This is a genomic window from Vibrio sp. E150_011 (assembly GCF_053544015.1).
This window is the reverse complement of record NZ_JBHFOL010000002.1, coordinates 533,326-557,082: the sequence shown is the minus strand read 5'-3', so window position 1 is coordinate 557,082 and position 23,757 is coordinate 533,326. Positions and strand designations below refer to the sequence as shown.

Below are 23,757 nucleotides of genomic sequence, written 5' to 3'. Positions count from 1 at the left end.
CTTAACTTCCCTTGTTCAGCATTGCCATGCTTAGTTTCGTAAATGACTAGTTAAACGCTAAGCCTGTTCGTTCTAGCCAATTAGTAATCCCCTGGTTGATAGTGGTTACTTGAAATAAGTTCCCCTTGCGAACCAATGATATTAATTACAAATTCATCAGTTATTTTCCCACGTTCAATATTGGCGATTGTTGTAATATCATTTGTTTTAATGTCTATATGTTCCTTTTGCCAACATTTGGACGGTTCTTTATTCGGAATCACGCAATTAATCACAACAAGAGTATTGGAGATCGAGGCCCTTGAGTCGTTGATAACGCTGATTTTTATAAGTTTAGACGAAGACTCTTTGTTTACACTGGCGATCGGTAAAATAGGTTGAAAAGATTGCTTCAACGCTAAAAAACCTGGCTTTTTTTGTCGCTCTACATCCAATACAGACCAAGTAACTGAGGGCCAACTGTCGACAAACATAAATTGATAAATGGCGGCAATACCTTTATTTTTTTTCAACCTTAGGTTTTCTGCCGCATATTTATTTACTGTCCTCTGATAGTCCTGACTATTAACAATAAAGTCATTTAAGTTTTGTCCCATTTCTATTTTGGCTAGCTCGAGCGTTTCATGACGTTGGAAATTATGATAATCAAGTTGGTCGAGTTGTTGGGTATTTAAAGGCCAAGAATCCGTATCAGACAAAATGCTAGCCAATAACTCAAATCTTGGGAATGCTTGCGCACCAAACTCGCTAATGATTGGAGGGCCTGTTAGCTTTTTATAATCGGTATAATGACCGGAGTACCAGCCATACCATGGATGTTCATAGGTGTAAGACGCCTTCCTTACCACCCTTCCATCTTGAGATTCGACAAGTGCCGAGTAGACGCTGTCTGTTAGTTGTTTATTATGCGAACGTTCATAAGATGGGTACTTGTATTTCATCCAAGTCGCATCCCACGGCGGTTCGTTATGACCACTCCAAAACGCTATTGATGGATGATTGAACAGCATTGACGTCATGTCCTTTGCTTGCCGTGACGCTTCTGCCGACGTTGCCAACGATTCTTCATATCCCCATTGCAACGGAAAATCTTGCCAAACAACAAAGCCAAGTTCATCAGCAAGATCGTAAAACGCTTTGCCTGCAACGTGCCCATGGACTCGAATACTATTCACGTTCGCTTCCCGCATCAGATCAAGGTCATCCGCATAGTCTTGCCGTGACACTTCACCTAGCCATTGGCTCGCTATATAATTGGTCCCTCGAATAAAGTAAGGCAGATCGTTAATATAGAAATGTTTTTTCGATTCAGAATACTCAACTTTCCTAAACCCAATGCGTTGTTGTACGTAATCAGACACGGGTTGATCCGCCAAGTACACGGTCACTTTTAAATCATAAAGATTTGGCTTTCCCCAGTCATAAGGCCACCAGAGCGCTCTTTTGGTACTAGGAACCGTCCACTGCATTAAATTGTCGCCTTCATTAAGCCTCGTACGGACGACATAACTCTCGCGACGGGTTCTCATATCAACCTCCTGAGGAGGCACAAGTGATATTTCGACAAAACTTTCACCCGACAACGAACTATTCAGGAGTATATTCAGTTGCCCTGACGATTCTCCATTATCCTGGAGAATGGGCGTAAATTTAACCTCTCGAATAGCAACGGGTCCGGTACGCTTTATGTCTACCGAGCCCCAGATCCCCCCTGAGTTCGCATCTTGGCCCCGCTCCGACCATGCTCCTCCAGGTCTTGTATCATGATGATTTAGGACGCCTTTTAGTTCTTTCTTGTTTAAAGACCAATCCTGAACCTTGTCATCGTTTTCGCTCTTAACCATGACACTAAGCTCATTTGTTTTTTCTTTGATAAAAGAAGTCACGTCAAACGAGAATGGAGCAAAATAACCGACATGAGATCCTATCGGTATATTATTCAATGATACGTCTGCGGCATAGTCAACGGCTTGAAATGACAACCAGTAACGACTCTGAATGTATTTTTTTTCTAACTCAAAAGACGTCTCATACAATGCCTGACCGGCAAAATCGACCCCTTCAGAATACCAATTAGCAGGAACGTGCAGCGATTGATTATAGGTTTCAAATGATGGCTGATTCGATCTAGGTGAGGCGGTAATTGAAGTAAACTGCCATTGCCCATCCAATGACAGCGTAGAAACGTTGCTGTCCAAGCGCTGACTCGTGCACCCTTGCAATAAGATATAAATAACCACCCATCCAATACGCCGCACTTTCCACTCCCTAATCAATTAGCTACTAAACCGTTTTGACAAGTGTAAAGGTGTTTTTATCGCCTTCTTGTGTCAGTTCAACATGATCAAGTAACGCCGCTAATATGATGAATCCTCTACCAGACGTCGTCCATGTCTCAGGGTCTTCTGGATCGGGCTCGATAAAATCAGCTTCCAAAGCCGACTGAAATTCGGCTTGAGACATACCATCACCAAAATGGACAATATCAACAATTACTTTATTTTCGTTGTAGCGACTCGCTACCTGTATAAGTTCACCATCTTGCCCCTCGTAAGCATGTTCATACGCATTATTGATCAGTTCAACCACACAGAGTTCAAGCTCTCCAGCCACGTCATCACTAAGGTTGCGAGACAACCAGTACTTTTTAAGGTCGTTGGCAGCAATCCTTGATATGTCGATGGCGCTTTTGTATGAATTTGAAAATGTATGTCCTTCACTGGTCATCATGATCATCCTATCTTTGTCGAAATGTGCGCTTGTGCGTTATTCACTTACCAATGTTAACGGCATAGCGAGTTTGCGAGTCATACGTATCGTTCACTTGCTCAAATCTAAAACACACTTAGATTGATGCTTTATTTGTACACATAAATCACATCGTGTTGATAGCATCAGTCAAACGATTCATTGCTGGATAAGGTCGCAAATTTGTCCACATTGCCAAGTTTGTTGTTTGTCCATCGTGGCCAATACTAAAATCACCAAAAATAGTTTGCTCTTTTATGTCAACACCTTGGTGTATTTGGGTGTAATCAAAAATCAAAGAATGCTTAACCGTAGAATCACGCTTAACGTGACAGTTTGCACCAATCAACGCAGGTCCGATGATCGTTGCACCTTCTTCTATAAGGCAACCGCTCCCGATGACAACTGGAGGAACAATATTACATTTTGAAAGGTCAATATTAGTGTTAATACCTAACCAGATGCCCGCTTTAACCTGTGTACCAGGAATGCGATAACCGGGTACTTTGCCACTTAACACATCCTCCGTTACTCCCCAGATATCCTTAATGTTACCGACATCAAGCCATTGGAAATTCATTTCTACGGCATGAAACGGCACGTGCTGCTCGACCAGTTTAGGAAACAATTCACTACCAATATCAAACTCTGTCTCTTTGGGGATATAATCGAAAATAGCAGGTTCAAAGATATAGATACCCGTGTTTACTTGGTCGGATAAGGCGTCTTCTTTGGCTGGTTTTTCTTGAAAGCTCTGCACGAGCCCTTTGGGGCCAGTCACCACTACCCCATATTTTTCGACGTCATCGGCATGGACTCGCTTTGTAATGATGGTCGCTATCCCGCCATTTTTACGATGCTTCTTTACGGCCTCTTTAAGGTCTAAATCAATCCAAGCATCGCCACAAACGACAACAAACGTCTCATCAAAAAAACCAGAAAACTCTTGAATGCGCTTCATGCCACCCGCCGAGCCTAATGCTTTACTTTGAAAGACGCCATCTTCCAGTGCGCCCTCACATGAATAGGACAACTGAACATCAAAATGATGTCCATCACCAAAATAGCCCTCAATCACTTCAGCTAAATGGCTGGTATTGATGACAATTTTGCTAATGTTATGTTGAGCAAACAATTCAATCATCGACTCCATTACCGGCTTCCCTAATATCGGGATCATCGGTTTGGGAATTTGTTGGGTAATAGGACGAACACGCGTCCCCTTCCCTGCCGCAAGAATCATTCCTTTCATATTCGCTTCCTAGCCATAGGCAATCATGTAATCTTAAGCTGACGTCGCAACCGCATCTTCGACGGTGTCATACGTTTTTATTAACCGATCCATTCTCGTGAGTTTAAACAACTCCCTAACCGGCTTTTTCGCACCGACAACGGCAATTTGTTTATCTCTAAGCATTTTATATACCGCCATAATTGCACCTAGCCCACTACTATCCATGAACGTTACTTCAGAAATATCGAGTAAAAGGTTTGGTTTGATGTCGGCCTGTATCTCTTCAAGAGTCGAACGAAACGACGTCGCTAACTTTGCATCAAAACGGCTTTCTTGCACTTGAATAACGGTAAACAAGTCGTTGTCAGAAATATCGTACTTCATAAGATTCCCTACCTATTGTGGTGTCCATTTACACACTAGAATGCTGACATCATCGTCAAACATTTCATTTTGTTGCCAATCCCGTACTGAAGACACAATACGAGCAGGCTTATCTTCAAAGCGCTCCCTTTCCTGAAGAGCGATAAGGTCTTTTAACCTCTCCTCGGTATAAAACTCTTCGCCAACACGGGCTTCCGTAATACCGTCGGTATAAAGCCAAACTTCATCTTTTGGCCCCAAAGAAATCGTTTCTTGTTTGTAGTCAGCAAAATCAAACATCCCAACCACGAAATTATCATCACCTAGAAATTGTGGAGTTCCTGCTTCGTCTTGAAGCCATACAATGGGTGGGTGCCCCGCAGCACAATAGTTAAGCTCACCCGTAGCTTGATTCAGTACGGCATACACCATGGTAAAATAGAGGTGGCTCGAAGAATCTTGGCTATAAATATCATTGAGCTTGGCTACCACTTCGTCTGCTGGCCGAATTACCCGCCCCTTACTGGTATCTTTAAAAACAACGGAGCTGGGACCATTGACTACTGAAAGCGTTTGGTGAACTGAGAAAGACAATAAAGCCGACGCAACCCCATGACCAGATACATCGAGTAGATAGAAGCCGACGTGATCATCATCTAGTTGGAAGTACCCCAGAATGTCGCCCCCAACCTGCGCACTGGGTATCGAGGTATATGCCATCGATACATGCTCAAATGTCGTTCGAGTTGGAAGAAGCTGGCGAATAAAATCACCCGCGGAGTCCAAATCTTGCCGTATCGTGGCATAAGCGGTATCCAGTTGATGATTTTTTTGAAGCAGTTCGTTGTGTAGCCCTAAGTTTCTGAATCCAGCTCGAATTCGAGCATCCAGTTCGTCGATTGCGGTGTTTTTTGCTACAAAATCATCCGCACCCGCATCGATGCCATTGATAATTGAGTCCTGATCATCTTGTGAAGACAGCAACACAAAAAATATATAGCGATTATAATTAGTGGACTTGAGTTCTTTACACAACTGGACGCCGTCCATTTTAGGCATCACCCAATCACTCAGTACAAATTGAATATGTTCACTTTTGTTAAGGGCTTCTAGTGCTTCATAGCCGTGATTTGCTACTGTAACGTCGTAACCGCGTTTTTTTAACAAAGAGCTCATTAATATCTGTGTTGTCTTATTGTCTTCAACCAACAGAATGGCTCTTTTTATTTGATTACCACTGATTTCAACATTTTCCATTCATCAGTATTCCACGACGCCCTAACCATACTAATGAGGATAGGAACAGAAATTAAAATTACCAAAATATTTTTTGTTTTCTTCACGTTAGCGTGAGATTGTGCTTGAATTAACCTTATGTTCTACCTCTAAACTATGGCGAGTTAATATGAATATTAAAGCGAGTATTTATGTTGTTATCGCTCTTACTCCGCTCTTAGTACAGGCAGACGACTATTTATCTAATTCGCGCCAACACGCACCAGCCCCAATATCACCTAACATCACCAAAGGTGACAATTCTATTAATAATGACGATGAAGAGACCGAGCTCGATTTAATTTGGCGTGGTGTTGAAAGCTCTTTTGAACTGCCATTTGGAGAACTTGAAAATAGAGAAGGCCTTTCAGGTCTTAGCGGCAATTTCTCTTTAAACCTTCCACTGATTCAAACTGAAGAGGCAAATTTGCCCTCTGGCGCAACCAACGGTCCTTCCAATGTAAACTATACCGCGAATCTCTCGCTTAAATATGTGCTGCTCGGTAATTGGTTCGTATCTGGTACCTTGTATTACTATTTTGATAAAGAGCAACAACAGACTTGGAATCCAGATTTCACTTATGTCTTCGGATACAGTGATTGGCGTCCTTATACATTTAGCCTGCTCTACTCCAACTATGGCGGTAATCGCTTTAGCCCCGAACCAGGAGGGTCTCGTACCAACTTCAACGAAGGAACCTGGTCACTAGGGTGGAAATTTCCAATTACTGGTAAACTGCTAGAGTGGACAAGGGTCAGCGATGATGGAAGTATTGGTTGTCAGACCGACTACAATTACACCCCCAGTTATTTCGATTTAGCCTCGTCGGACTATAAAGCGAACCATCAAACCCTGTCGTTAGGGTGTAAATACGCTATCACAGGAAATTGGTATATCAACGCCACTGCCTTTTATTATTTTGACCGTTCACAGCAACAACCATGGAACCCTGATTACACTTACGGCTTTGGATACTTTGATTGGCGTCCAGGTACCATTACGCTGCAATATAATAACTACTCAGGTAACCGTTGGAATTCTAGTGATGCTGGTGAAAATACAGGGCGATTCCTAGATGGCTCTATCATGCTCGCTTATTCATTCGCTTTTTGAGAATCAGTCTACCTCCCCACTTATTGCGTTTCTCTCCTCTCTTTTCGCAAGTCAAAATGAGATCCCTTTCTAATAACCACAGCTGCATACCGAGTAATTTCAACATAAATAACGGCAATTCAATCGGTTACGTATTTTCACTCGATTTGGCATGCTACATGCTTTATTAAAAATCAAAAGCAGATTTAGTTGATTTCGTTATTAGATCTCCTAATTCATTCTTATTGAACATCCGACATCTAAAAAGAGAGGCACTCCATGGACGGAACCAAACACGACGACTTGATTTCAGGTACAGAGAACGCAGACAACGTTAACGCTCAATCAGGTAACGATGAAGTGCATACTCAGCAAGGCGACGACTTTGTTGCTGGTGGCGAAGGGGCCGACCTTATTCGCTCGGGTGACGGTGCCGATACCGTTTTGGGCGATGTTGAATACAGCGCTTCCGATTCCAGCACATCAACTGACTCAACGAGCAGTGACGATAGTTGGGGTAATAGTCAGTCTGTCTATTCCTATTCTAGCCAAGGGCAAGGCACGAGCTCAGAAGCCGAATCCCACGGCGTTCGCCTTGGCAACTACGTCATCGACCAAACCGGTAATCTAACCGCCAACTTCAATGTATCCAACGCCCCTGATACAGTCACCGTGCTCATCAAGGACGAAAACGGGACCATCATCCATTCTCAAGAAGCAAACGTCGATGAGAACGGTGATATTAGCGTCGACTTTGAGTTTACTGAAGCTCAAGTAGAAGGTAACAGCCCTCTTTTCTTTTCGTTAGAAGATAACCAAGGTCAACCAATCAACGACCTCAATACCGTAGATATCGACGTTCATAACATCTTTGATGACCAAATTCATGGCGGTGCAGGCGACGATATTCTTAAAGGACAACAAGGTGAAGACACCATCTACGGTGGAACTGGTAATGACTTTCTTGATGGTGATATCAACGACGATACCCTGTATGGCGACGAAGGTGATGACGTTCTTATCGGAGGAAATGGCGACGACACACTTTTCGGTGGCACTGGCAACGATACGCTCATGGGCAGCGATGGTGATGACATGCTGCACGGTGATGACGGTGATGACTTGTTACTTGGCGAAATGGGTAACGATACCATCTATGGCGGCAAAGGCGCTGACGTAGTCATTGGCGACGACGGTGATGACACGTTATATGGCGACGCTGGCGATGATAAAGTCTTCGGTGGCAAAGGCACCGATCACCTAGAAGGTGGCGACGGGGCTGACGAACTGCATGGTGAGGAAGGCAACGATACCATTTTAGCGGGAAGCGGCGCTGACTTTGCTATGGGTGGATCAGGCGATGATACGATCTCTGGCGGCGATGATAACGATCTACTCCTTGGCGGTGACGGAAATGACAACCTTCAGGGCGATGCAGGCGATGATGTGCTAGTCGGCGAGTACGGTGATGATCTACTTATGGGTGGTGTTGGTAATGATGTCCTTATCGGGGATGACGGAGCCGACCACCTCATTGGTGGAGAAGGTAATGATGAATTGTATGGTGGTGCAGGCATTGACACGCTCGACGGTGGTGACGGTGACGACATAGTGCACGCAAACGAAGGCGCAGACATTATTTCAACCGGGCTTGGTAATGACCAAGTCTATGCTGGCGAAGGCGATGACCAAATCAATACGGGTGCAGGCGACGACCTCGTCTTTGGACAAAGTGGTCACAATGTTATCGATACAGCAGCCGGTCATGACACCATTTATACCGAGGCCGGTGACGATATTATTAATGCCGGTAGTGGTGATGACACGATTTACGCCGGTGGCGGTGATAACCAGATTGACACTGGTGACGGCCAAAATACGGTTTACGCCGATGGCGGTAGCGACACCATCACATCGGGCTCAGGAAATGACACGTTATATGCCGGTGATGGCGACAATATTATCGATGGTGGTTCAGGCGATGATCGACTGTATGCAGGTTCAGGCTCAGACCAAATTGCAGCGGGTGATGGTAATGATGAAGTGTTTGCAGGCGCTGGAAACGATGTCATCACAGCAGGATTAGGCAACGATACCATCTTTGCTGGCAGTGGCGACGACACGATATCGGGAGAGGCTGGCGCAAACAAACTGTTTGGTGAAGGCGGCAACGACACCATTACGGCTGGTCAAAATGGAAGCGAGCTTTTTGGTGGCTCTGGCCACGATACCCTGATGGGCTCTGACGAAGCGGATGTATTGGCAGGTGGTGCAGATAATGACACCTTAATCTCAGGCAAAGGTAATGACACGGTATTTGCGGGTTCAGGAATCGATACTGTCGTCACAGGAGAAGGCGATGATACCGTCTTTGGTGAAGCCGGCACAAATACGATAGATACCGGCGCCGGTAGTGATTCTGTGTTTGGTGGCATTGGCAGCGATACGGTCACAACAGGTGCAGGAAATGACGCCATCTTCGCCGATAAAGGCGCAGATACTATCAATGCAGGTAGCGGCGACGACCATTTAGATGGTGGTGACGGGGATGACAAACTGTTCGGTGAAGACGGTAATGATGCCCTTTTTGGTGGTGCAGGTAATGATGAATTGGTCGGTGGTGCGGGTTATGACTTCTTAGCGGGTGGTGCCGGTGATGACACCATGACCGATGATGGCCAAGATACCCTGCTTGGCGAAGCAGGTAACGACACTCTCACAGCAGCATCCACCGGCTCGCACAACATATTTGGCGGCAGCGGCAACGATACATTAATCGGCAGTGACGAAAGCGATACCCTGTACGGTGGTGAAGATGACGACACGATTACTGGCGGCGCGGGTAACGATACGCTCTTTGCTGGCGATGGCGAGGATAACATTCAAGCCGGTTTGGGCGACGACACTGTCTACGGCGAAGCCGGCAATAACACCATTGCTCTAGAGCAAGGTAACGACACGCTCTTTGGTGGAGCCGGAAACGACACGGCCAGCGGTGGTGAAGGTAATGACGCCTTATCCGGTGCGGGCGGTGCCGATGTACTGTCGGGTGGCTTGGGTACGGATACATTGGATGGCGGAGATGGCAATGACGTGCTATCGGGTAACGAAGACGCGGACATTTTACTTGGCGGCGCAGGCAACGACACACTAACAGGCGGTACTGGAGACGACTTCTTGTATGCGGGTTCAGGTGCAGACAACCTGTCTGGCGGAGAAGGTGTCGATCAACTTTACGGCGAATCAGGTAATAACACACTTGATGGCGGTATGGGCGATGACATCATTTTGGGCGGTACTGGCAATGAAACTATCATCGGTGGCGAAGGCAGTGATTATATTGAAACTGGCGTCGGCAATGATACCGTATTCGGAGGCATAGGTGATGACCAAATCCTGGCGCAAGGAGGCAGCAACACGTTATCAGGAGGCGAAGGCGATGACGAGATTACCTCAGGAAGCGGCGATGACATCCTTGACGGTGGTGACGGTGATGACACCCTGACCTCAGGCTCAGGACACGATACGGTTCGAGGCGGATTAGGTAACGACACCATTATTGCGTCGGCGGGTAATAATCAGCTATCAGGTAATGAAGGTAATGATGCTCTCTCATCTGGCGCTGGAAACGACCAGCTATGGGGTGATGAAGGCAACGACACGTTAAGCGCCGGCGATGGCGATGACAAACTTTATGGTGGCCAAGGTAACGATACCCTGAACGCAGGCAGCGGGCATGACACTCTAGAGGGTAATGAGGGTGACGATAAACTTTATGGGTATGGCGACAACGACTCGCTAGACGGTGGCGACGGCGCTGACCAACTGTTTGGCGGTGATGGCGACGATACCCTCGCTGGTGGACTCGGAAACGATAGACTTAAAGGTGATAGTGGCACGGATTTACTTCATGGTGGTGAAGGTAATGACCGACTTGAAGGTGGTTCCGGTAACGACACCCTATTCGGTCAAGATGGCAACGATACGCTTTACGGGCAATCCGGCGACGATCAGCTCTTTGGTGAGTTAGGTAACGACAAGCTCTATGGTGGTTCAGGCTCTGATAACCTATCTGGTAAAGAAGGCGACGATACGTTGGACGGTGGTTCTAACAATGACTTTGTTGATGGTGGCGTGGGCAATGATACATTACGTGGCGGTTCAGGTGATGACCTTGTCTTCGGTCAAGAGGGGAACGACTCCCTAGACGGCGGCAGTGGCCTTGACCAATTATTTGCTGGTTCGGGCGATGACACCTTAGTTTTCGATAACGAAGAAATCACGTCTGGTGACGCTAACTCTGTCTACTTTAGTGGTGGCGAGGGATTTGACGTCTTAGTCGTAGGCAATGGGAACGACAATCAAACCATCGACATGTCCAAAACCGCATTCCAAGAGATTGAAGGCGTGAAGGTCAGTTCAACTGACACCGACATAGCCATCGCACTCGACAAAATTGCTGTTAATGATACCGCTGGAGAAGCAAATGGCCAGTTTGTGTGTACCGGAGCCAAATCTATCGACTTGTCAGGCTGGGGGTGGGAACTTAAGAGTACAACGGTTGATATGGACCAAGGACTCAAAGATGCCTACGAAGCACAAAACCTTGATACCTCAAGCTTGTATGGTTACAAACTTGAAAGTACGGATGGAAAAGAAGTCACTATTTGGAGCGACTTGGAACAAGATGATATCAATTTCCCATCCGATATCGCTTAGCCAATGAGCACCAGCAACCAATATTGTCCATTTCCTTAGCAACATTTGACTGTTTGCCCTCTTCAAAAGAGGGCCTTTTTTTGAAAAATCACATGCATATTACCAACCCGTAAGGAATAGACATTAGACAAAAACCCCAGCGTTTAGCTGGGGTTTTTCATTTTAAGTGTGCGTCATAAACTTCGACACAGAATAACATGCGACCAATTTATCATCACATCATCCTTTTGGTTTCACGTACCCAACCTATTGTTGCGCTGCCAACTTATTGCTGCCCTTGTTCGCAGCGGCAACCAATGCCACACCAACGACAAGAACAATGGAACCACATAAAAGGAATAGCATACGGCCTGACGTTTCATTTGGAATCAATGCCATCGCTAAGATACCAAAACCGGCCACGCAAATGAGGTTTCCGAGCATACTACGCTGCTTCGTGTCTAAGTTTTGTTGATCTTCAGAGTCAGCATAAACAGGCGTATTCCAGTTTTTAAACAGCTCTGTCACTTCAGCTTCACGTGCAGGCGTTCTGCATGTACGGTCTTTGTATGCTAGTGCGATTGCTACGAAAAAACCTCCAGTAAAGATAACGTGTGCGGCTAGACTCAGCGTTACTTTCAAGTCAGCCCATTCACGCAACGTCAACGTCTGCTCTAAGCCGAATAAACTTTCAATATGATGTGCTTCCAATGAAACACCAAAAATAAATGAAACAGCACCACCAACGAGTAACGTAGCCCACGCAGACCAATCTGGTGTATTACGCATTAACATACCGAGCAATACTGGAATCAGCATTGGGAAACCAATCAATGCTCCAACATTAAGAACGACATCAAATAAGCTGAGGTCACGAAGTGAGTTAATAAACAAACCAATACCGATAATGATGAAGCTCATCAAAACCGTCGTCAGTTTACTCACAAGCATCAGTTCTTTTTCTGTCGCTTTTGGACGAAGCACTGGGTTGTAGAAATTGATAACAAAAATACCGGCGTTACGGTTAAGGCCTGAATCCATTGATGACATGGTGGCAGCAAACATTGCTGACATTAATAAGCCGACCATTCCAGCTGGCATCAACTTTTCAACAAACGCTAGATAGGCTGCATCAGCGCCAACATCATAACCTTCGATAAGCTCAGGCATAAATGAAGCAACATACCATGGCGGGAGGAACCAAATAACTGGGCCAATAATCATAAGCGCACAAGCAAGTCCCGCAGCTTTGCGAGCATTTTGACTGTCTTTTGCACATAAGTAACGATACGCGTTAATGCTGTTGTTCATGACACCGAATTGCTTGATAAAGATGAAAACCACCCAAAGTACAAAGATGCTCATGTAATTTAGGTTGTTGCCAATAAAGAAGTCGCCTTCAAAGTTAGATACGATGTTACTTATCCCACCACCGTGATAATACGCTGCAATAGCACAAGTAATGGTTACCGCCATAATGACCAGCATCTGCATAAAATCAGACGCAACAACAGCCCAAGAACCACCTGTTACCGCCATTAACATCAAAACAATGCCGGTGACAACAATCGTCGCCTCCATTGGAATATCGAACACAGCAGCCACAAAAATAGCTAGGCCATTCAACCAAATCCCTGACGAAATCATGCTGTCTGGCAAACCAGCCCACGTAAAGAACTGCTCCGATACTTTACCAAAACGCATTCGAATGGCATCAATCGCAGTTACAACGCGGAGCTGTCTGAACTTTGGTGCAAAGTAGAGATAGTTACATAGGTAACCAAATGCATTGGCCAAAAATAAGATGACAACAACAAAACCATCACTAAATGCACGTCCCGCGGCACCCGTGAACGTCCATGCAGAAAATTGGGTCATGAATGCCGTTGCACCAACCATCCACCAAAGCATTTTACCCCCACCTCGGAAGTAATCACTTGTAGACGTTGAAAATTTACGGAACATCCAACCGATTGCTATTAAGAAAAAGAAGTAGGCGAGAACCACGAGTGTATCAATAGTCATTATTTCAACCTTTATAGTTTTGGGGTTAATTTACGTCACCAAGGTTACGTATTTGCCCCTCTTATTTGTAGTACAAAACTACATTAGTGAGACGTAGATCGCCTGTTTTATATAATTAAATATAATGAAATTAAACCTTAAAAAACAATAGCTTATAGTATAAATAAACATAAATAACGTGAATAAAAATACATATTTGTAATACAAATCAAAATATGATTATTGGATAACTATCGCGTCAATACTGGATGATAATAGCGGTATAAATTAAGAAATAACAAACATTAACTTTGGGCTGTAAATATTTGCATTGAGCCGAGAAAAATCAATTAAAAACAGAGTTATCAATATCGTTCAGCCGAATAAGCCGGCACTAATTACTCGCTAACAACATATTTAAAAATAGTGGGAATTAATTAGTATCGGGGGTTATTAACTAGAGTAATAAAACAGCAAAAAATAGCGTTTATGACGAGTGGAAGAAAGGGACAAAACTTGCGAATTCAACCTTAAAATAATCAACAGTCAAATAAATTAATGAATGTTATTTTAAAATGTTAAATAAAGAGTATTGGATCAGTAAATTAACCTCATGGAATTTGGTCGATGTCTCCATAATAGCTCATTGATAGGCTGAAAAACGGTTGTTGCTAACATTGAATTGAAAATATATCATTTAAGAAAAAATAAGCGCTAACACCATAGTAAAATGAGTCTGATTTTGATCAAATGGTCATCACTAAATGTATGAATCTCGCTTACATCACCGTTTCTCACCACCACATTCAAATGATGGATATTGGCTCAGATCACGCTATATGTCTCAGATCACGCTATATGCCTCAGATCACACTATATGCCTCAGAGCACACTATATGTCCCAGCGCTTTTATTGCCAACATTCGAGTTTAAGAACTGCGTATGGTGCGATGGCTAGCCAGTACTCTTGTGCATCGCACCGCCCTTCAACGCCATCATATTCATCGACAGAAACCTAACATAACAAACCCTCTAGCCTGCAAGTCACCGTCAACCATGCAAGGCTGCTCCACGGCTAGTTTTAAGCGTATGATGGCCTTGATGTATAGACACGGTTTGCTTACCTCACCTTTGACTGTACAGCATCATTCTGACGCCCACGCAGTACATTAGCGCTCATGATAAAGACCATTCGTAATGGCGTAACCGTTAGCAAGACGTGTCAATTAACAAGAACATGGCCGTAGACGTGACGCTCAAACAGCCAGCCTTTGTTCCAACCATATTATGATGAGTTAGCCATGCACAAAGCTATAGCTTCAGTAATTGGGCGTTGTATGTGTTGTCTTTTAAGCGCGTAAATCGCTCATGTGGACAAAATTAACAGAGGTGTGGTAATCGGTGGGAATAGAGTGCATTTCCGTCTTTCCAACCGGATAGACGTGACAGTGACGCAGTAACACGACTTGTCCAATGAAGTTGTAGAGGTATCAATGCATAAGCTTGTTTTGAGACATCTAACAATGATGGAGATAAAAGCGAGATTATTAAGTGGTAATCCGGTGCAGAGCTAAACCTTAAGTCATGCTTATCACTGAGTGTTCTTCTCGGCACAGAGAAATAATTTACACCCGCATAATCATTTTTTGCAGAGCCTTCGTCCGTAGATTCATCAACAATAGCCGTATATTGACTATCTATTTTATCTAAGTCCAAACTCAATTGAATGGTAACCGTTTCGCGTATTGGCTCAAGCGACAAGTACTCATCAGCGATAGCAGTATGCGTACACACTGCCAACACCATTACGATAAATAATTGATACCAACGCTTAAACAAAATTTACCTCATTGATCGATAGGTTAGATCTTAAGTAACTTATCGAAGAGTATACTGAATCAGCGCAGTACAATGGTAGTGTAGAGTCAAATGAAGTGTTAAAAATTATTTCCGCTTTCATAATAGGGTTTGTATTCCTAAATGAATTGAAGCCCGTCAGTGATGCCAATAATAACGACTATATTCAGTTCTATTTATTTGTCAGTTCTATTTCATCACTAAAGCCCAAGCAGCATTTGTTAATTATTACCCCGTACTCTTAATCGTCATTAACCAATAACATATAGAAACACTCATTTGAGCAAGTAATACTAGTTACTTAGTCTAACCACTATCAAATACAAAGGTAAACCATAGGAATGCACACTAACAACGTCGATGTATTCGTCTAATCACACCAACAAACGCTAACGGGCTGTTCACACTAAAACCAAGGCTCTTTCCATGCCAAATAAACACCATACAATCAACATCTTAAACCAAAAATATAAATCTATTATCCGAAGCGGTATCGTTCGCGGCAACGAAGTTCGATAAAGGTCTATCTGTACGCGAGCCATATGAGAAAAGCCCCGTCAATGACGAGGCTGATACGTTTACGCTGATGGGTAACCAGATACGTAGATGAAACGATAAGCAAAATTAGCTAACTAAGACCAGAGAATCTAGAATCCCCTGCCCGCTATGGATTCCTCCTTCATTTTCGCTAGCCGGTTTACTGCGAATTAAATAACCCGCATAGCCATTGTTTTCGGTAACCGCATGGCCTTGATAGTGCGCGGTAAACAAACCAATCTCACTCACTAAATCTGACACTATCGTTTGCTGACCATCTCGAACGGCGATGGTTGGTGACTCGCGCTCATGTGGATAAAGACGTTGCATCAATGCCCACGCATCATACTCTTCTGGCTTCAGTGCCATTAAGGTATCGCTGATTTTGTCGCCGAAGACACAGTGTCCACCACCTTCACCTTGGTTTTTGAGTACCCATTGCTGTTTATTGGCGCGGGTATTAAACCATTCAATCGTCTCAGCTGAGATAGGCTTCATGTCAGCTAATACGCTTTTTATAAGCTTAGCGTCTTCGAGAGAAAGTCCCCAACGTATGTAGTCTGCGGCAGGTATCATGGTTAGCAACATCTGCATCGATTTACTCGTCGCCAATTGCTGGCTAATCGTCGCGTTCATGGCAACATAGTGTTTTTCAATGAACAGCCTCGTCTGGCTCAGCGTATGACAACAAATATCTTCTTTTAATTCTGGCGCCCAATAATCAGAATATTGGTATCCAGCACGCAGATAGACGGTATCAATCGCTCCAACGCCATCAAGAATAAGACGTGGATTGCCACTGTCCGACATACCACCAGTTGATAACTGCGTACTTAATTGCTCGAACGTGCGCCTCAGTGTTCGAACACCCAGTCTCTGTAACTCAACTTCCAATAAATGCTGATCATAGACATTGTCTTCATTTTTCTGCACGACCATTAAAAATGTCGGGGTTGCATCATGTTCCATTTCGTTAAAGTGCGCCTTCACTTTCTTAGTCGCCGTCGCAATGCCAAGGGCAAGCTGATGCATCGCTTGATTGTTCGCCGGCATCGCTGTTATATCTTCTACCCAGTGTTCGTACACGTCACTCCATTGGCTTTGAACAAAACGATGGAGCTCTGTGGCGCGCTGACCAAACGGTCCCATACCAGCAGCGATGCCATTAAATTCAATAACCTTCGCGCCATGCTGGCGATCATCCATAAAATCGGTACGCATTAGAAGCAATGGCTGACGTGCAGGTTGTAGGCGTTGTACGACGCTACCATGTGCTTGTTGGTGGAGATCCATCAAGCGGCCAAAAAACGAGTCTGCTTTTGCCATATCATTTAGCGATGATTGTAAAAAATCATGGTCTTCAGATACATTGCTCACCAACTTTGCAATCAAAGGGGTTACGGTAAGTAAATGATTGTATACCGTTCGCTCCATTGTCATTGGGGCAATACTGAACGGAACGTGCCTTGCCGTATTGTCAGCTTGGCGAAACGCGACACCGTGCATGATTTCCCATTCACAGACATCTTCAATGAATTGCTGAGGCACAAATTTGGGGTTGTCGTTATTCATAATGTAATGACTCTTTCTATTTTTATCGCCTATGTCGCGTTCATAGCCGCAAGGCTCGGTGTACTATTCTGGTATTCGTTTTCCGAAGATATGAGCGAAATAATACCGCATCGACCGTGGTTCTGCCTCTAAGAATAACCAAACACGCCCATTCCTATGGTTAGTCCACCTCACGTCTGCAGGCGTTCACTGCCGTCCTTTTTACATCGAACGGCGTAAGAAGGCTCAGTCGACAATGCAAGTTTGTAGACCGCACCGATTCAGCATAATTAAGGAGCCTTGATGCCCCTGAGGCGCTATCTAATGGCGCTTGCTTTATGTTCAATTCTTTCCATTTTACTAATTACACGGCGCCAGACTCGTATCCATAGCGATAAAGACGGAGGATTTACAACAAAGACGCATTTTTTGTTTATTTCAACAGTATTTAAATCAATGATAAACCGAAGTGCATACGTTGTAGTGCATGCATTATTGTGTTTCAAACGCTTTTTATCTTATTCGAGTAAACGTCTTCACCGTTACAAGATGCTTCTACTCTCATATTTATATTATTTGAGCGCCTCGACAAACCCAGACATATTCAATTGCATTTAGCTCAATACCTCATAGGATTGCGAAAACGATTACCCCATTGACTAACCGACGAACTCCCCAAGGGCCTCTTATGAATATCAAAAAAACACTGATTGCCGCTGCTATCGCTAGTGTCAGCTCACTATCTTTTGCGGCGGAGAAAGTCGACCTCATGATCACTGATGCTCTGGTGTTAACCATGGACCAAGACAAATCAATTTATGAGAACGGAGTCGTCGCGATAAAGGATAACAAGATTCTAGCCGTCGGCGATCAATCATTAGCGGAACACTACGAGGCTCAACACACTCTCAATGTCGATGGCGATATCGTCATGCCCGGTCTAATCAATACCCATACGCATGTATCAATGACGGTATTCCGTTCATTAGCAGACGACGTCCCTGATCGCTTACACCGTTACATCTTTCCTCTAGAAGCTAAATTGGTATCACGTGATATGGTACGTATTGGTGCCAATTTAGGTAACGTAGAAATGGTTAAAGGCGGCGTCACTACGTACGCCGATATGTACTACTTTGAAGACGAAGTCGCGAAAACTGTCGATAAAATAGGAATGCGGGCCGTGCTTGGCGAGACCGTCATCAAATTCCCGGTTGCCGATGCAGCCAATGCAGAGGAAGGCATTAAATACGCATTAAACTTTATCGAAGAATACAAAGACCACCCACGTATCACCCCCGCATTTGCACCACATGCTCCATATACGAACACCACTGAGATCCTTCAAAAAGTGGCTAAGCTATCGATAGAACATGATGTCCCTGTCATGATTCACCTTGCGGAGTCTCATCGCGAAGAAGAAAAAATTGCCGAGCGCTCCGAAGGGCTTTCGCCGGTCCAGTATATGAACAGCATTGGCGCGCTCAACGAGAACTTAGTCGGCGCTCATATGATTTTGGTTGATGACGAAGACATTGAACTGGTGAAACAATCTGGCATGGGTGTCGCGCACAACATGAGTGCTAATATCAAGTCGGCGAAAGGCGTGTCACCCGCTCTTAAGATGTATGACGACGGCGTACGTATCGGGCTAGGCACTGACGGTCCAATGTCAGGCAATACGTTAAGCACGATTGATGAGTTCAACCAAGTGGCCAAAGTTCATAAGCTTGTTAATAAAGACCGGGCCGCAATGCCGCCAATTAAGGTCATTGATATGGCAACAATGGGCGCGGCTCGTGCATTACACATGGAAGATAAAATCGGCTCACTCGAGGTCGGAAAACTGGCTGATGTGATCGTTATTGATGTCAAAGCACCCAATATGGTTCCGGTTTATAACCCATACTCTGCACTGGTTTACTCAGCAAATTCTGGCAACGTAAAGCACACCATCGTGGATGGGAAAATCATTATGCAAGACCGAAATATGTTAACCGTTGATGAGGATGCGATTCGTAAAGAAGCATTAGATTTCAGTCAAGTCGTCCGAAAAACGGTCATTGAGTCAGGGGAAGTGGTTCAATAAACCCAATATTGTGTAAAGTAGGCATCGCCGAACTCTTGGCGGTGCCTGCCACAAACCTTTGATGCCTGTTTAGAGCGCTAAAGTGCCATTTGAAAAGCCATCAATCGCTATGTAAACAACCGTACACTTTTTCATGACAGCATTGGCACTGATAGGAATGACGATGGGTTTTCTCTCCGCAGTGTGGACAAGGAATCATGCGCTTGTCAGAGCTGCATAAAATCATGATGAGTCCTATGGGGCCCAATACATAACCAAGCAGTACCCCCGCCACCACTCGACCTTTTTTTATACCAACAATGACCGACAATATAAAAAACACCGCATAGAAAGAAAGCCAAAATGCCATTTCAGGTTCCATTTTTATACCTCTCTCATCGCGCGATAATAGCTCACGGTTAATGGCGCGGTTAAATAATCCCACAAGGTTCGTTTCTCTAGAACAATAAACACTTCCGTCTGCATTCCAGGATAAAGCTCGATATTTTCAAGCCCTGTCAATGCATCACTGGCAAGCTTTACTTTAACCATATAACCCGTTTGTTGCTCATTGGTTTCAGTGCTTAATCTGTCCGCAGCAATGTAAGTGACCTCTCCATCGACGGGCGGAGTTTTTCTAACGTTGTAAGCACTTAATCTCACTTTTGCTTGTTGCCCAACTCTAACGACGTCAATATCTTGTGGGGGTATCAACGCTTCGATAATCAATTCATCACTATCAGGAACAATCTCCATCAGCACATCACCGGGGTTAACAATACCACCAACGCTGGCGACATTGAGTCCAACCACGGTACCATTGTGCTCACTGCGGATCGTCACTCGAGACTTAACATCCGTTGCCGCTTTCAATGCCTCACTAATATCACGAGACTCTTTTTGTATCTGAGCAAGCTGAGAGGAATAGGTTTGTTTTAGCTCGAGAAGCTGGCCTTGGTGTGTTTGTTCAAGGGATTTAAGTTGGCGATTATTCACTTCGGTCTCTGCAGCAATTTCAGCCAGCTCAGCATCGACTCTTGCTGCCGCTCTTTTCAGTTCTAGCATGCGTGTTTTAGACACATACCCCTTTTTTACCAGCCCTTGCGTCATATCGATTTCTTCTTTCAGTAACGCGCGTTGCCTTGCTATCGCTCTTTGCTGAAACATACCTCCGCGAATTTGTTCATCGAGTAAGGCTTTGCGCTGTATGTATTGCCCTTCCGTCAGCTCCAGCTTTAACAAAGCTTGCTGAAACTGGAGCTGCTCACTGCTAATGACGTTGGCAATGATTTGTGTTTTATCGAGAGTGTCTATGCTTACGCTGTTGTCTTTGAAGGTCCAATCAACTTGATTATTTCCTTCTAGTAAAGCGTCAAGCCGACGTTTTTGATAATCAAGAGAAATAGCCTTCAAGGTTAATCGTTGAAAATCCGCTTCTGCTCGTGAGTTGGACAACTCTAGCAGCACATCACCCGCTTTTATATGTTGCCCTTCTTTAACATACACTTGCTTTACCCAGCCCCCTTCTAAATGCTGGACTTGTTTTCTTTTACTTTCGACCACCAGCACTCCCCGAGCAATAGAGGCAGCACTCAAATCAACAGACGTTGCCCACCAAACAAAACCAACGGTCGTAATCAAGCTAAGAATAATGCCTTTTCTTACTACTTTTGACGTATCAAAAATCATAAATACTCCTAGCTTGCTGTACGGGTTTGAGGATTAGAAGTGCTCGTTACGTTGTCAACGTCAGAGTGCAACCCTAAGAATTGATCGCTTTTTCCCGCTTTTTCAACCTTGCCATCCTTGAGTAAAATGACCCAATCCATTTGCCTCAAAAAACCGGGCCGGTGGCTAATCATAACCGTTGTAATCTCATTCTCTTTACAATGCTGAAGTACTATCGCTAACGCGACCTCCCCTTCTGGATCAAGGTTTGAATTCGGTTCATCTAGTACCAACACCTTAGGATTGGAAAAAATAGCCCGGGCTAAACCAATTCTTTGCATTTGCCCGCCCGACAGTTGCAAACCGCCCTCTCCGCAATACGTTTGATAACCGTCAGGTAACGATATGATCAACTCATGAATACATGCCAGCTTTGCCGCGGCTACCACATCCTCGTCTTTCGCTTCACTGAAACGACAAATATTGTCTCGAACTGAGCCGGACAATAAGCCAACGTGCTGAGGGAGGTAACCAATGTGTTGTCCGAACTGAGATTCAGACCACTGCTCTATGGCTGCACCATCCACCTCTATCATCCCAACACTTGGTTGATATATCCCCATAATGAGCTTTGCTAGGGTCGACTTACCTGATCCTGAATTGCCTAGTATCGCCAGGGATTGACCATTACCTAGTTTGAAATTGATGTTTTGCAGCAAGGGCTCTTTCATTGTTGGAAGTTTGAGAGCAACGTTCTTAAATTGGATGTGGCCTTTGGGCTTAGGCAACGTCGTTTTCTTTACCTCTTTATTTTCGTCATAGGCATTAAGACGTTTCCATGCGCCCATCGCGCTGTACCAAGACTTCCAACCTGAGACGGCTTGTTCAAAGGGTGACAATACCCGTCCCATAATGATTGAACTTGCAATGATAGCGCCAGTCCCGAGCTGTTGAGTCAAGACAAGATAGACGCCAAGTGATAATACGGATATCTGTAGAATCGTTCGAACGTAGCGGCTCACTGATAGTAATCGGCCTATTCGGGAGTTCACCTCCCACTGATAGCCCAGTAATTTTTCACTCTTCGTTTCCCATACCCTTCCAATATTCTCGGACATGCCCATCGCCTTTATCATCGGAGCATTACGCAAATAATCGTTTAACTCCATGTTGGTTCGATTGGAATACTTACCTGAATCTTCATTCGCTTGACGACTTTGCAGCATCATCACTACTGCTAACAGCATGAAAATCACACACCCCATCAACGCAACCACACCAATATAAGGATGAAGCATAAATAAAATGATAAGGAAAATAGGAACCCATGGCAGATCAAAAATCGCGGAAGTAGAAGGCGTAACAAGGAAATTGCGTATTTCAGATAGATCTTGTAACCCTTGTTTTTCAATTCGATTTGTCACGGACGATTGTGAAATGCTCTTTGCGAGTAAAATCCCACTAAGAGAAGCGTCTAATTTTAGCCCTGATTTCTGTAACAACTCGGTACGTATGTACTCCATTAGAAACTGAGCAGTCACAAGAAAAAGCGCGATGCCCATTAATGCAAACATCGTCTCTAAACTCGAACTGGAAAGGACACGATCAAATAGTTGAAGACCATAAATAGGTAGGGACAACACAAGAAAGTTAATGACAAAACTAAAGTAACAAACGACCCATAGTTCTTTTCTTGTTTGTTTGAATGCGGGCTGTATGCGATCCATAAAACACTCTACTCCTGATTAGGTTCCTTCCTAGAAGGGAGTATAGTAAGTGTGTTCGCAATGTGTATTTTTTTAACTAATAAGAAAAATCATAACAAACAAATTGTTAGCTCCGTTTGTATGACTTTTCTAACGATCGTTGTTTGATACTATGCCAACTTAAGTTGTTGACTAATTTCAGCGCCATTTGCTACCGCTCTATGACTCTCTTTTAAGATCCAATTGATTGGATTTCGAACCCAGGGCTGTGGGTCATATTCTGGAAATCGGTCAACGGCTCTCAATGCGACCACCTTGAGCCCAACAGCCTCGCAAGTCTCAATACAGCGTTTGGCATGCCATGATTGAGCGACAACCACCACATTTCGCCCTACCGCTCGGTGGAGGGCTTGCGTCGCAATATCAGTAGTCGTTTGATAATTTTCGCTACCAATGACATGAGCACGTTTAATCGAAGCGATAGCATGCTCTGCAATTTCTTGTTGAAGATGTGCATCTAGATAAGGGTATTCTTTCAGTAGTGCCATGGCTTCCTTGGCGAGGCATTGATTAACCTCTGAGCTATCCCCAAAGGAAAAAGCGATAACACCATGCGCATCTAGTGGATGACCAAAGTCTTGCATAGACAGCTCAGTTTCACCCAGATAGGTTAATACCCTGTCTTTTTGTTGTTGATTGAGTTGATAGTCTCGTGTCGAAGTAAGGCATTGTTTGAGCACCGTCGCCGAGTGGCGAACGAGTGAAAGCTCTGAATGAGTTAAGGTATCGATAAAATTTCGCATAGCAGCACCTGTTGGTTTAGCCCTGCCTATCCGTTGACTCAATACAGTCCGTTGACGACGTTATGATATCAATTCGCTCTCAATAAAGACAGTAGCTATGTTTAAAAAATAACCAATTAATATGAATGGCGAGTGTTCAGTTTTGAGACATT

15 protein-coding genes are annotated in these 23,757 nt (G+C 44.3%); 3 read left to right on the top strand and 12 right to left on the bottom strand.

Features of this window, described 5'->3' with window-relative positions; genetic code table 11:
* Positions 1-80 precede the first annotated feature (80 nt).
* From ACE1OE_RS05700 to ACE1OE_RS05680, 5 genes are all read right to left on the bottom strand, one after another.
* Positions 81-2,258, bottom strand: a complete 2,178-nt coding sequence (locus tag ACE1OE_RS05700; RefSeq protein ID WP_449210412.1) for a glycoside hydrolase family 2 protein — start codon at positions 2,256-2,258, stop codon at positions 81-83.
* Positions 2,259-2,283: 25 nt separating this feature from the next.
* A complete protein-coding gene (locus ACE1OE_RS05695; protein ID WP_449210411.1) occupies positions 2,284-2,730 on the bottom strand; it encodes an ATP-binding protein in 447 nt (148 codons plus the stop codon).
* Positions 2,731-2,875: 145 nt separating this feature from the next.
* Positions 2,876-4,000, bottom strand: coding sequence for a sugar phosphate nucleotidyltransferase (locus ACE1OE_RS05690; protein ID WP_449210410.1), 1,125 nt, complete (start codon positions 3,998-4,000; stop codon positions 2,876-2,878).
* A gap of 33 nt (positions 4,001-4,033) precedes the next feature.
* Complete coding sequence (locus tag ACE1OE_RS05685) at positions 4,034-4,366, bottom strand: STAS domain-containing protein (RefSeq protein ID WP_372060395.1); 333 nt, start codon at positions 4,364-4,366, stop codon at positions 4,034-4,036.
* A 12-nt stretch (positions 4,367-4,378) separates the two neighbouring features.
* Positions 4,379-5,602 carry a SpoIIE family protein phosphatase gene (locus ACE1OE_RS05680; RefSeq protein WP_372060396.1) on the bottom strand — a complete coding sequence of 408 codons (1,224 nt, stop codon included), beginning with the start codon at positions 5,600-5,602 and terminating at the stop codon, positions 4,379-4,381.
* A gap of 148 nt (positions 5,603-5,750) precedes the next feature.
* On the opposite strand from ACE1OE_RS05680, the gene ACE1OE_RS05675 reads away from it, so the two are divergent.
* Together ACE1OE_RS05675 and ACE1OE_RS05670 are read left to right on the top strand one after the other, a co-directional pair.
* Positions 5,751-6,734: a hypothetical protein gene (locus tag ACE1OE_RS05675; protein WP_449210409.1), complete on the top strand. Its 984-nt coding sequence runs from the start codon at positions 5,751-5,753 to the stop codon at positions 6,732-6,734.
* Between the two features lie 258 nt (positions 6,735-6,992).
* Positions 6,993-11,432: a beta strand repeat-containing protein gene (locus ACE1OE_RS05670; protein ID WP_449210408.1), complete on the top strand. Its 4,440-nt coding sequence runs from the start codon at positions 6,993-6,995 to the stop codon at positions 11,430-11,432.
* 246 nt (positions 11,433-11,678) lie between these two features.
* On the opposite strand, the gene ACE1OE_RS05665 is transcribed toward ACE1OE_RS05670, so the two are convergent.
* The 3 genes from ACE1OE_RS05665 to ACE1OE_RS05655 form a co-directional block, all read right to left on the bottom strand.
* On the bottom strand, positions 11,679-13,436 hold the full coding sequence (locus ACE1OE_RS05665; protein WP_372060399.1) for a sodium:solute symporter family transporter: 1,758 nt from the start codon (positions 13,434-13,436) through the stop codon (positions 11,679-11,681).
* 1,359 nt (positions 13,437-14,795) lie between these two features.
* Positions 14,796-15,254: a hypothetical protein gene (locus ACE1OE_RS05660; RefSeq protein WP_449210407.1), complete on the bottom strand. Its 459-nt coding sequence runs from the start codon at positions 15,252-15,254 to the stop codon at positions 14,796-14,798.
* Between the two features lie 642 nt (positions 15,255-15,896).
* The gene (locus ACE1OE_RS05655) at positions 15,897-17,381 is read right to left on the bottom strand and encodes a glutathione synthase (protein ID WP_449210406.1); all 1,485 of its coding nucleotides are present in this window, start codon (positions 17,379-17,381) and stop codon (positions 15,897-15,899) included.
* A 667-nt stretch (positions 17,382-18,048) separates the two neighbouring features.
* Here ACE1OE_RS05655 and ACE1OE_RS05650 point away from each other — a divergent pair.
* The gene (locus ACE1OE_RS05650) at positions 18,049-19,449 is read left to right on the top strand and encodes an amidohydrolase (RefSeq protein WP_449210405.1); all 1,401 of its coding nucleotides are present in this window, start codon (positions 18,049-18,051) and stop codon (positions 19,447-19,449) included.
* A gap of 100 nt (positions 19,450-19,549) precedes the next feature.
* Here the strand turns inward: ACE1OE_RS05650 and ACE1OE_RS05645 are convergent, their stop codons facing one another.
* The 4 genes from ACE1OE_RS05645 to ACE1OE_RS05630 all read right to left on the bottom strand — a co-directional run bounded on the left by ACE1OE_RS05645 (position 19,550) and on the right by ACE1OE_RS05630 (position 23,605).
* Complete coding sequence (locus ACE1OE_RS05645) at positions 19,550-19,810, bottom strand: hypothetical protein (RefSeq protein WP_102470586.1); 261 nt, start codon at positions 19,808-19,810, stop codon at positions 19,550-19,552.
* A 2-nt stretch (positions 19,811-19,812) separates the two neighbouring features.
* Positions 19,813-21,117 carry an HlyD family type I secretion periplasmic adaptor subunit gene (locus tag ACE1OE_RS05640; protein ID WP_449210404.1) on the bottom strand — a complete coding sequence of 435 codons (1,305 nt, stop codon included), beginning with the start codon at positions 21,115-21,117 and terminating at the stop codon, positions 19,813-19,815.
* An 8-nt stretch (positions 21,118-21,125) separates the two neighbouring features.
* On the bottom strand, positions 21,126-22,823 hold the full coding sequence (locus ACE1OE_RS05635) for a type I secretion system permease/ATPase (RefSeq protein ID WP_449210403.1): 1,698 nt from the start codon (positions 22,821-22,823) through the stop codon (positions 21,126-21,128).
* Between the two features lie 149 nt (positions 22,824-22,972).
* A complete protein-coding gene (locus ACE1OE_RS05630) occupies positions 22,973-23,605 on the bottom strand; it encodes a hypothetical protein (protein WP_449210402.1) in 633 nt (210 codons plus the stop codon).
* Positions 23,606-23,757 lie beyond the last annotated feature (152 nt).

Coding starts and splice junctions, on each gene's coding strand:
- ACE1OE_RS05695 (WP_449210411.1), bottom strand. CDS start 2,730: ATGATGACCAGTGAAGGACATACATTTTCAAATTCATACAAAAGCGCC.
- ACE1OE_RS05690 (WP_449210410.1), bottom strand. CDS start 4,000: ATGAAAGGAATGATTCTTGCGGCAGGGAAGGGGACGCGTGTTCGTCCT.
- ACE1OE_RS05685 (WP_372060395.1), bottom strand. CDS start 4,366: ATGAAGTACGATATTTCTGACAACGACTTGTTTACCGTTATTCAAGTG.
- ACE1OE_RS05680 (WP_372060396.1), bottom strand. CDS start 5,602: ATGGAAAATGTTGAAATCAGTGGTAATCAAATAAAAAGAGCCATTCTG.
- ACE1OE_RS05675 (WP_449210409.1), top strand. CDS start 5,751: ATGAATATTAAAGCGAGTATTTATGTTGTTATCGCTCTTACTCCGCTC.
- ACE1OE_RS05670 (WP_449210408.1), top strand. CDS start 6,993: ATGGACGGAACCAAACACGACGACTTGATTTCAGGTACAGAGAACGCA.
- ACE1OE_RS05665 (WP_372060399.1), bottom strand. CDS start 13,436: ATGACTATTGATACACTCGTGGTTCTCGCCTACTTCTTTTTCTTAATA.
- ACE1OE_RS05655 (WP_449210406.1), bottom strand. CDS start 17,381: ATGAATAACGACAACCCCAAATTTGTGCCTCAGCAATTCATTGAAGAT.
- ACE1OE_RS05650 (WP_449210405.1), top strand. CDS start 18,049: ATGAATATCAAAAAAACACTGATTGCCGCTGCTATCGCTAGTGTCAGC.
- ACE1OE_RS05645 (WP_102470586.1), bottom strand. CDS start 19,810: ATGGAACCTGAAATGGCATTTTGGCTTTCTTTCTATGCGGTGTTTTTT.
- ACE1OE_RS05640 (WP_449210404.1), bottom strand. CDS start 21,117: ATGATTTTTGATACGTCAAAAGTAGTAAGAAAAGGCATTATTCTTAGC.
- ACE1OE_RS05635 (WP_449210403.1), bottom strand. CDS start 22,823: ATGGATCGCATACAGCCCGCATTCAAACAAACAAGAAAAGAACTATGG.
- ACE1OE_RS05630 (WP_449210402.1), bottom strand. CDS start 23,605: ATGCGAAATTTTATCGATACCTTAACTCATTCAGAGCTTTCACTCGTT.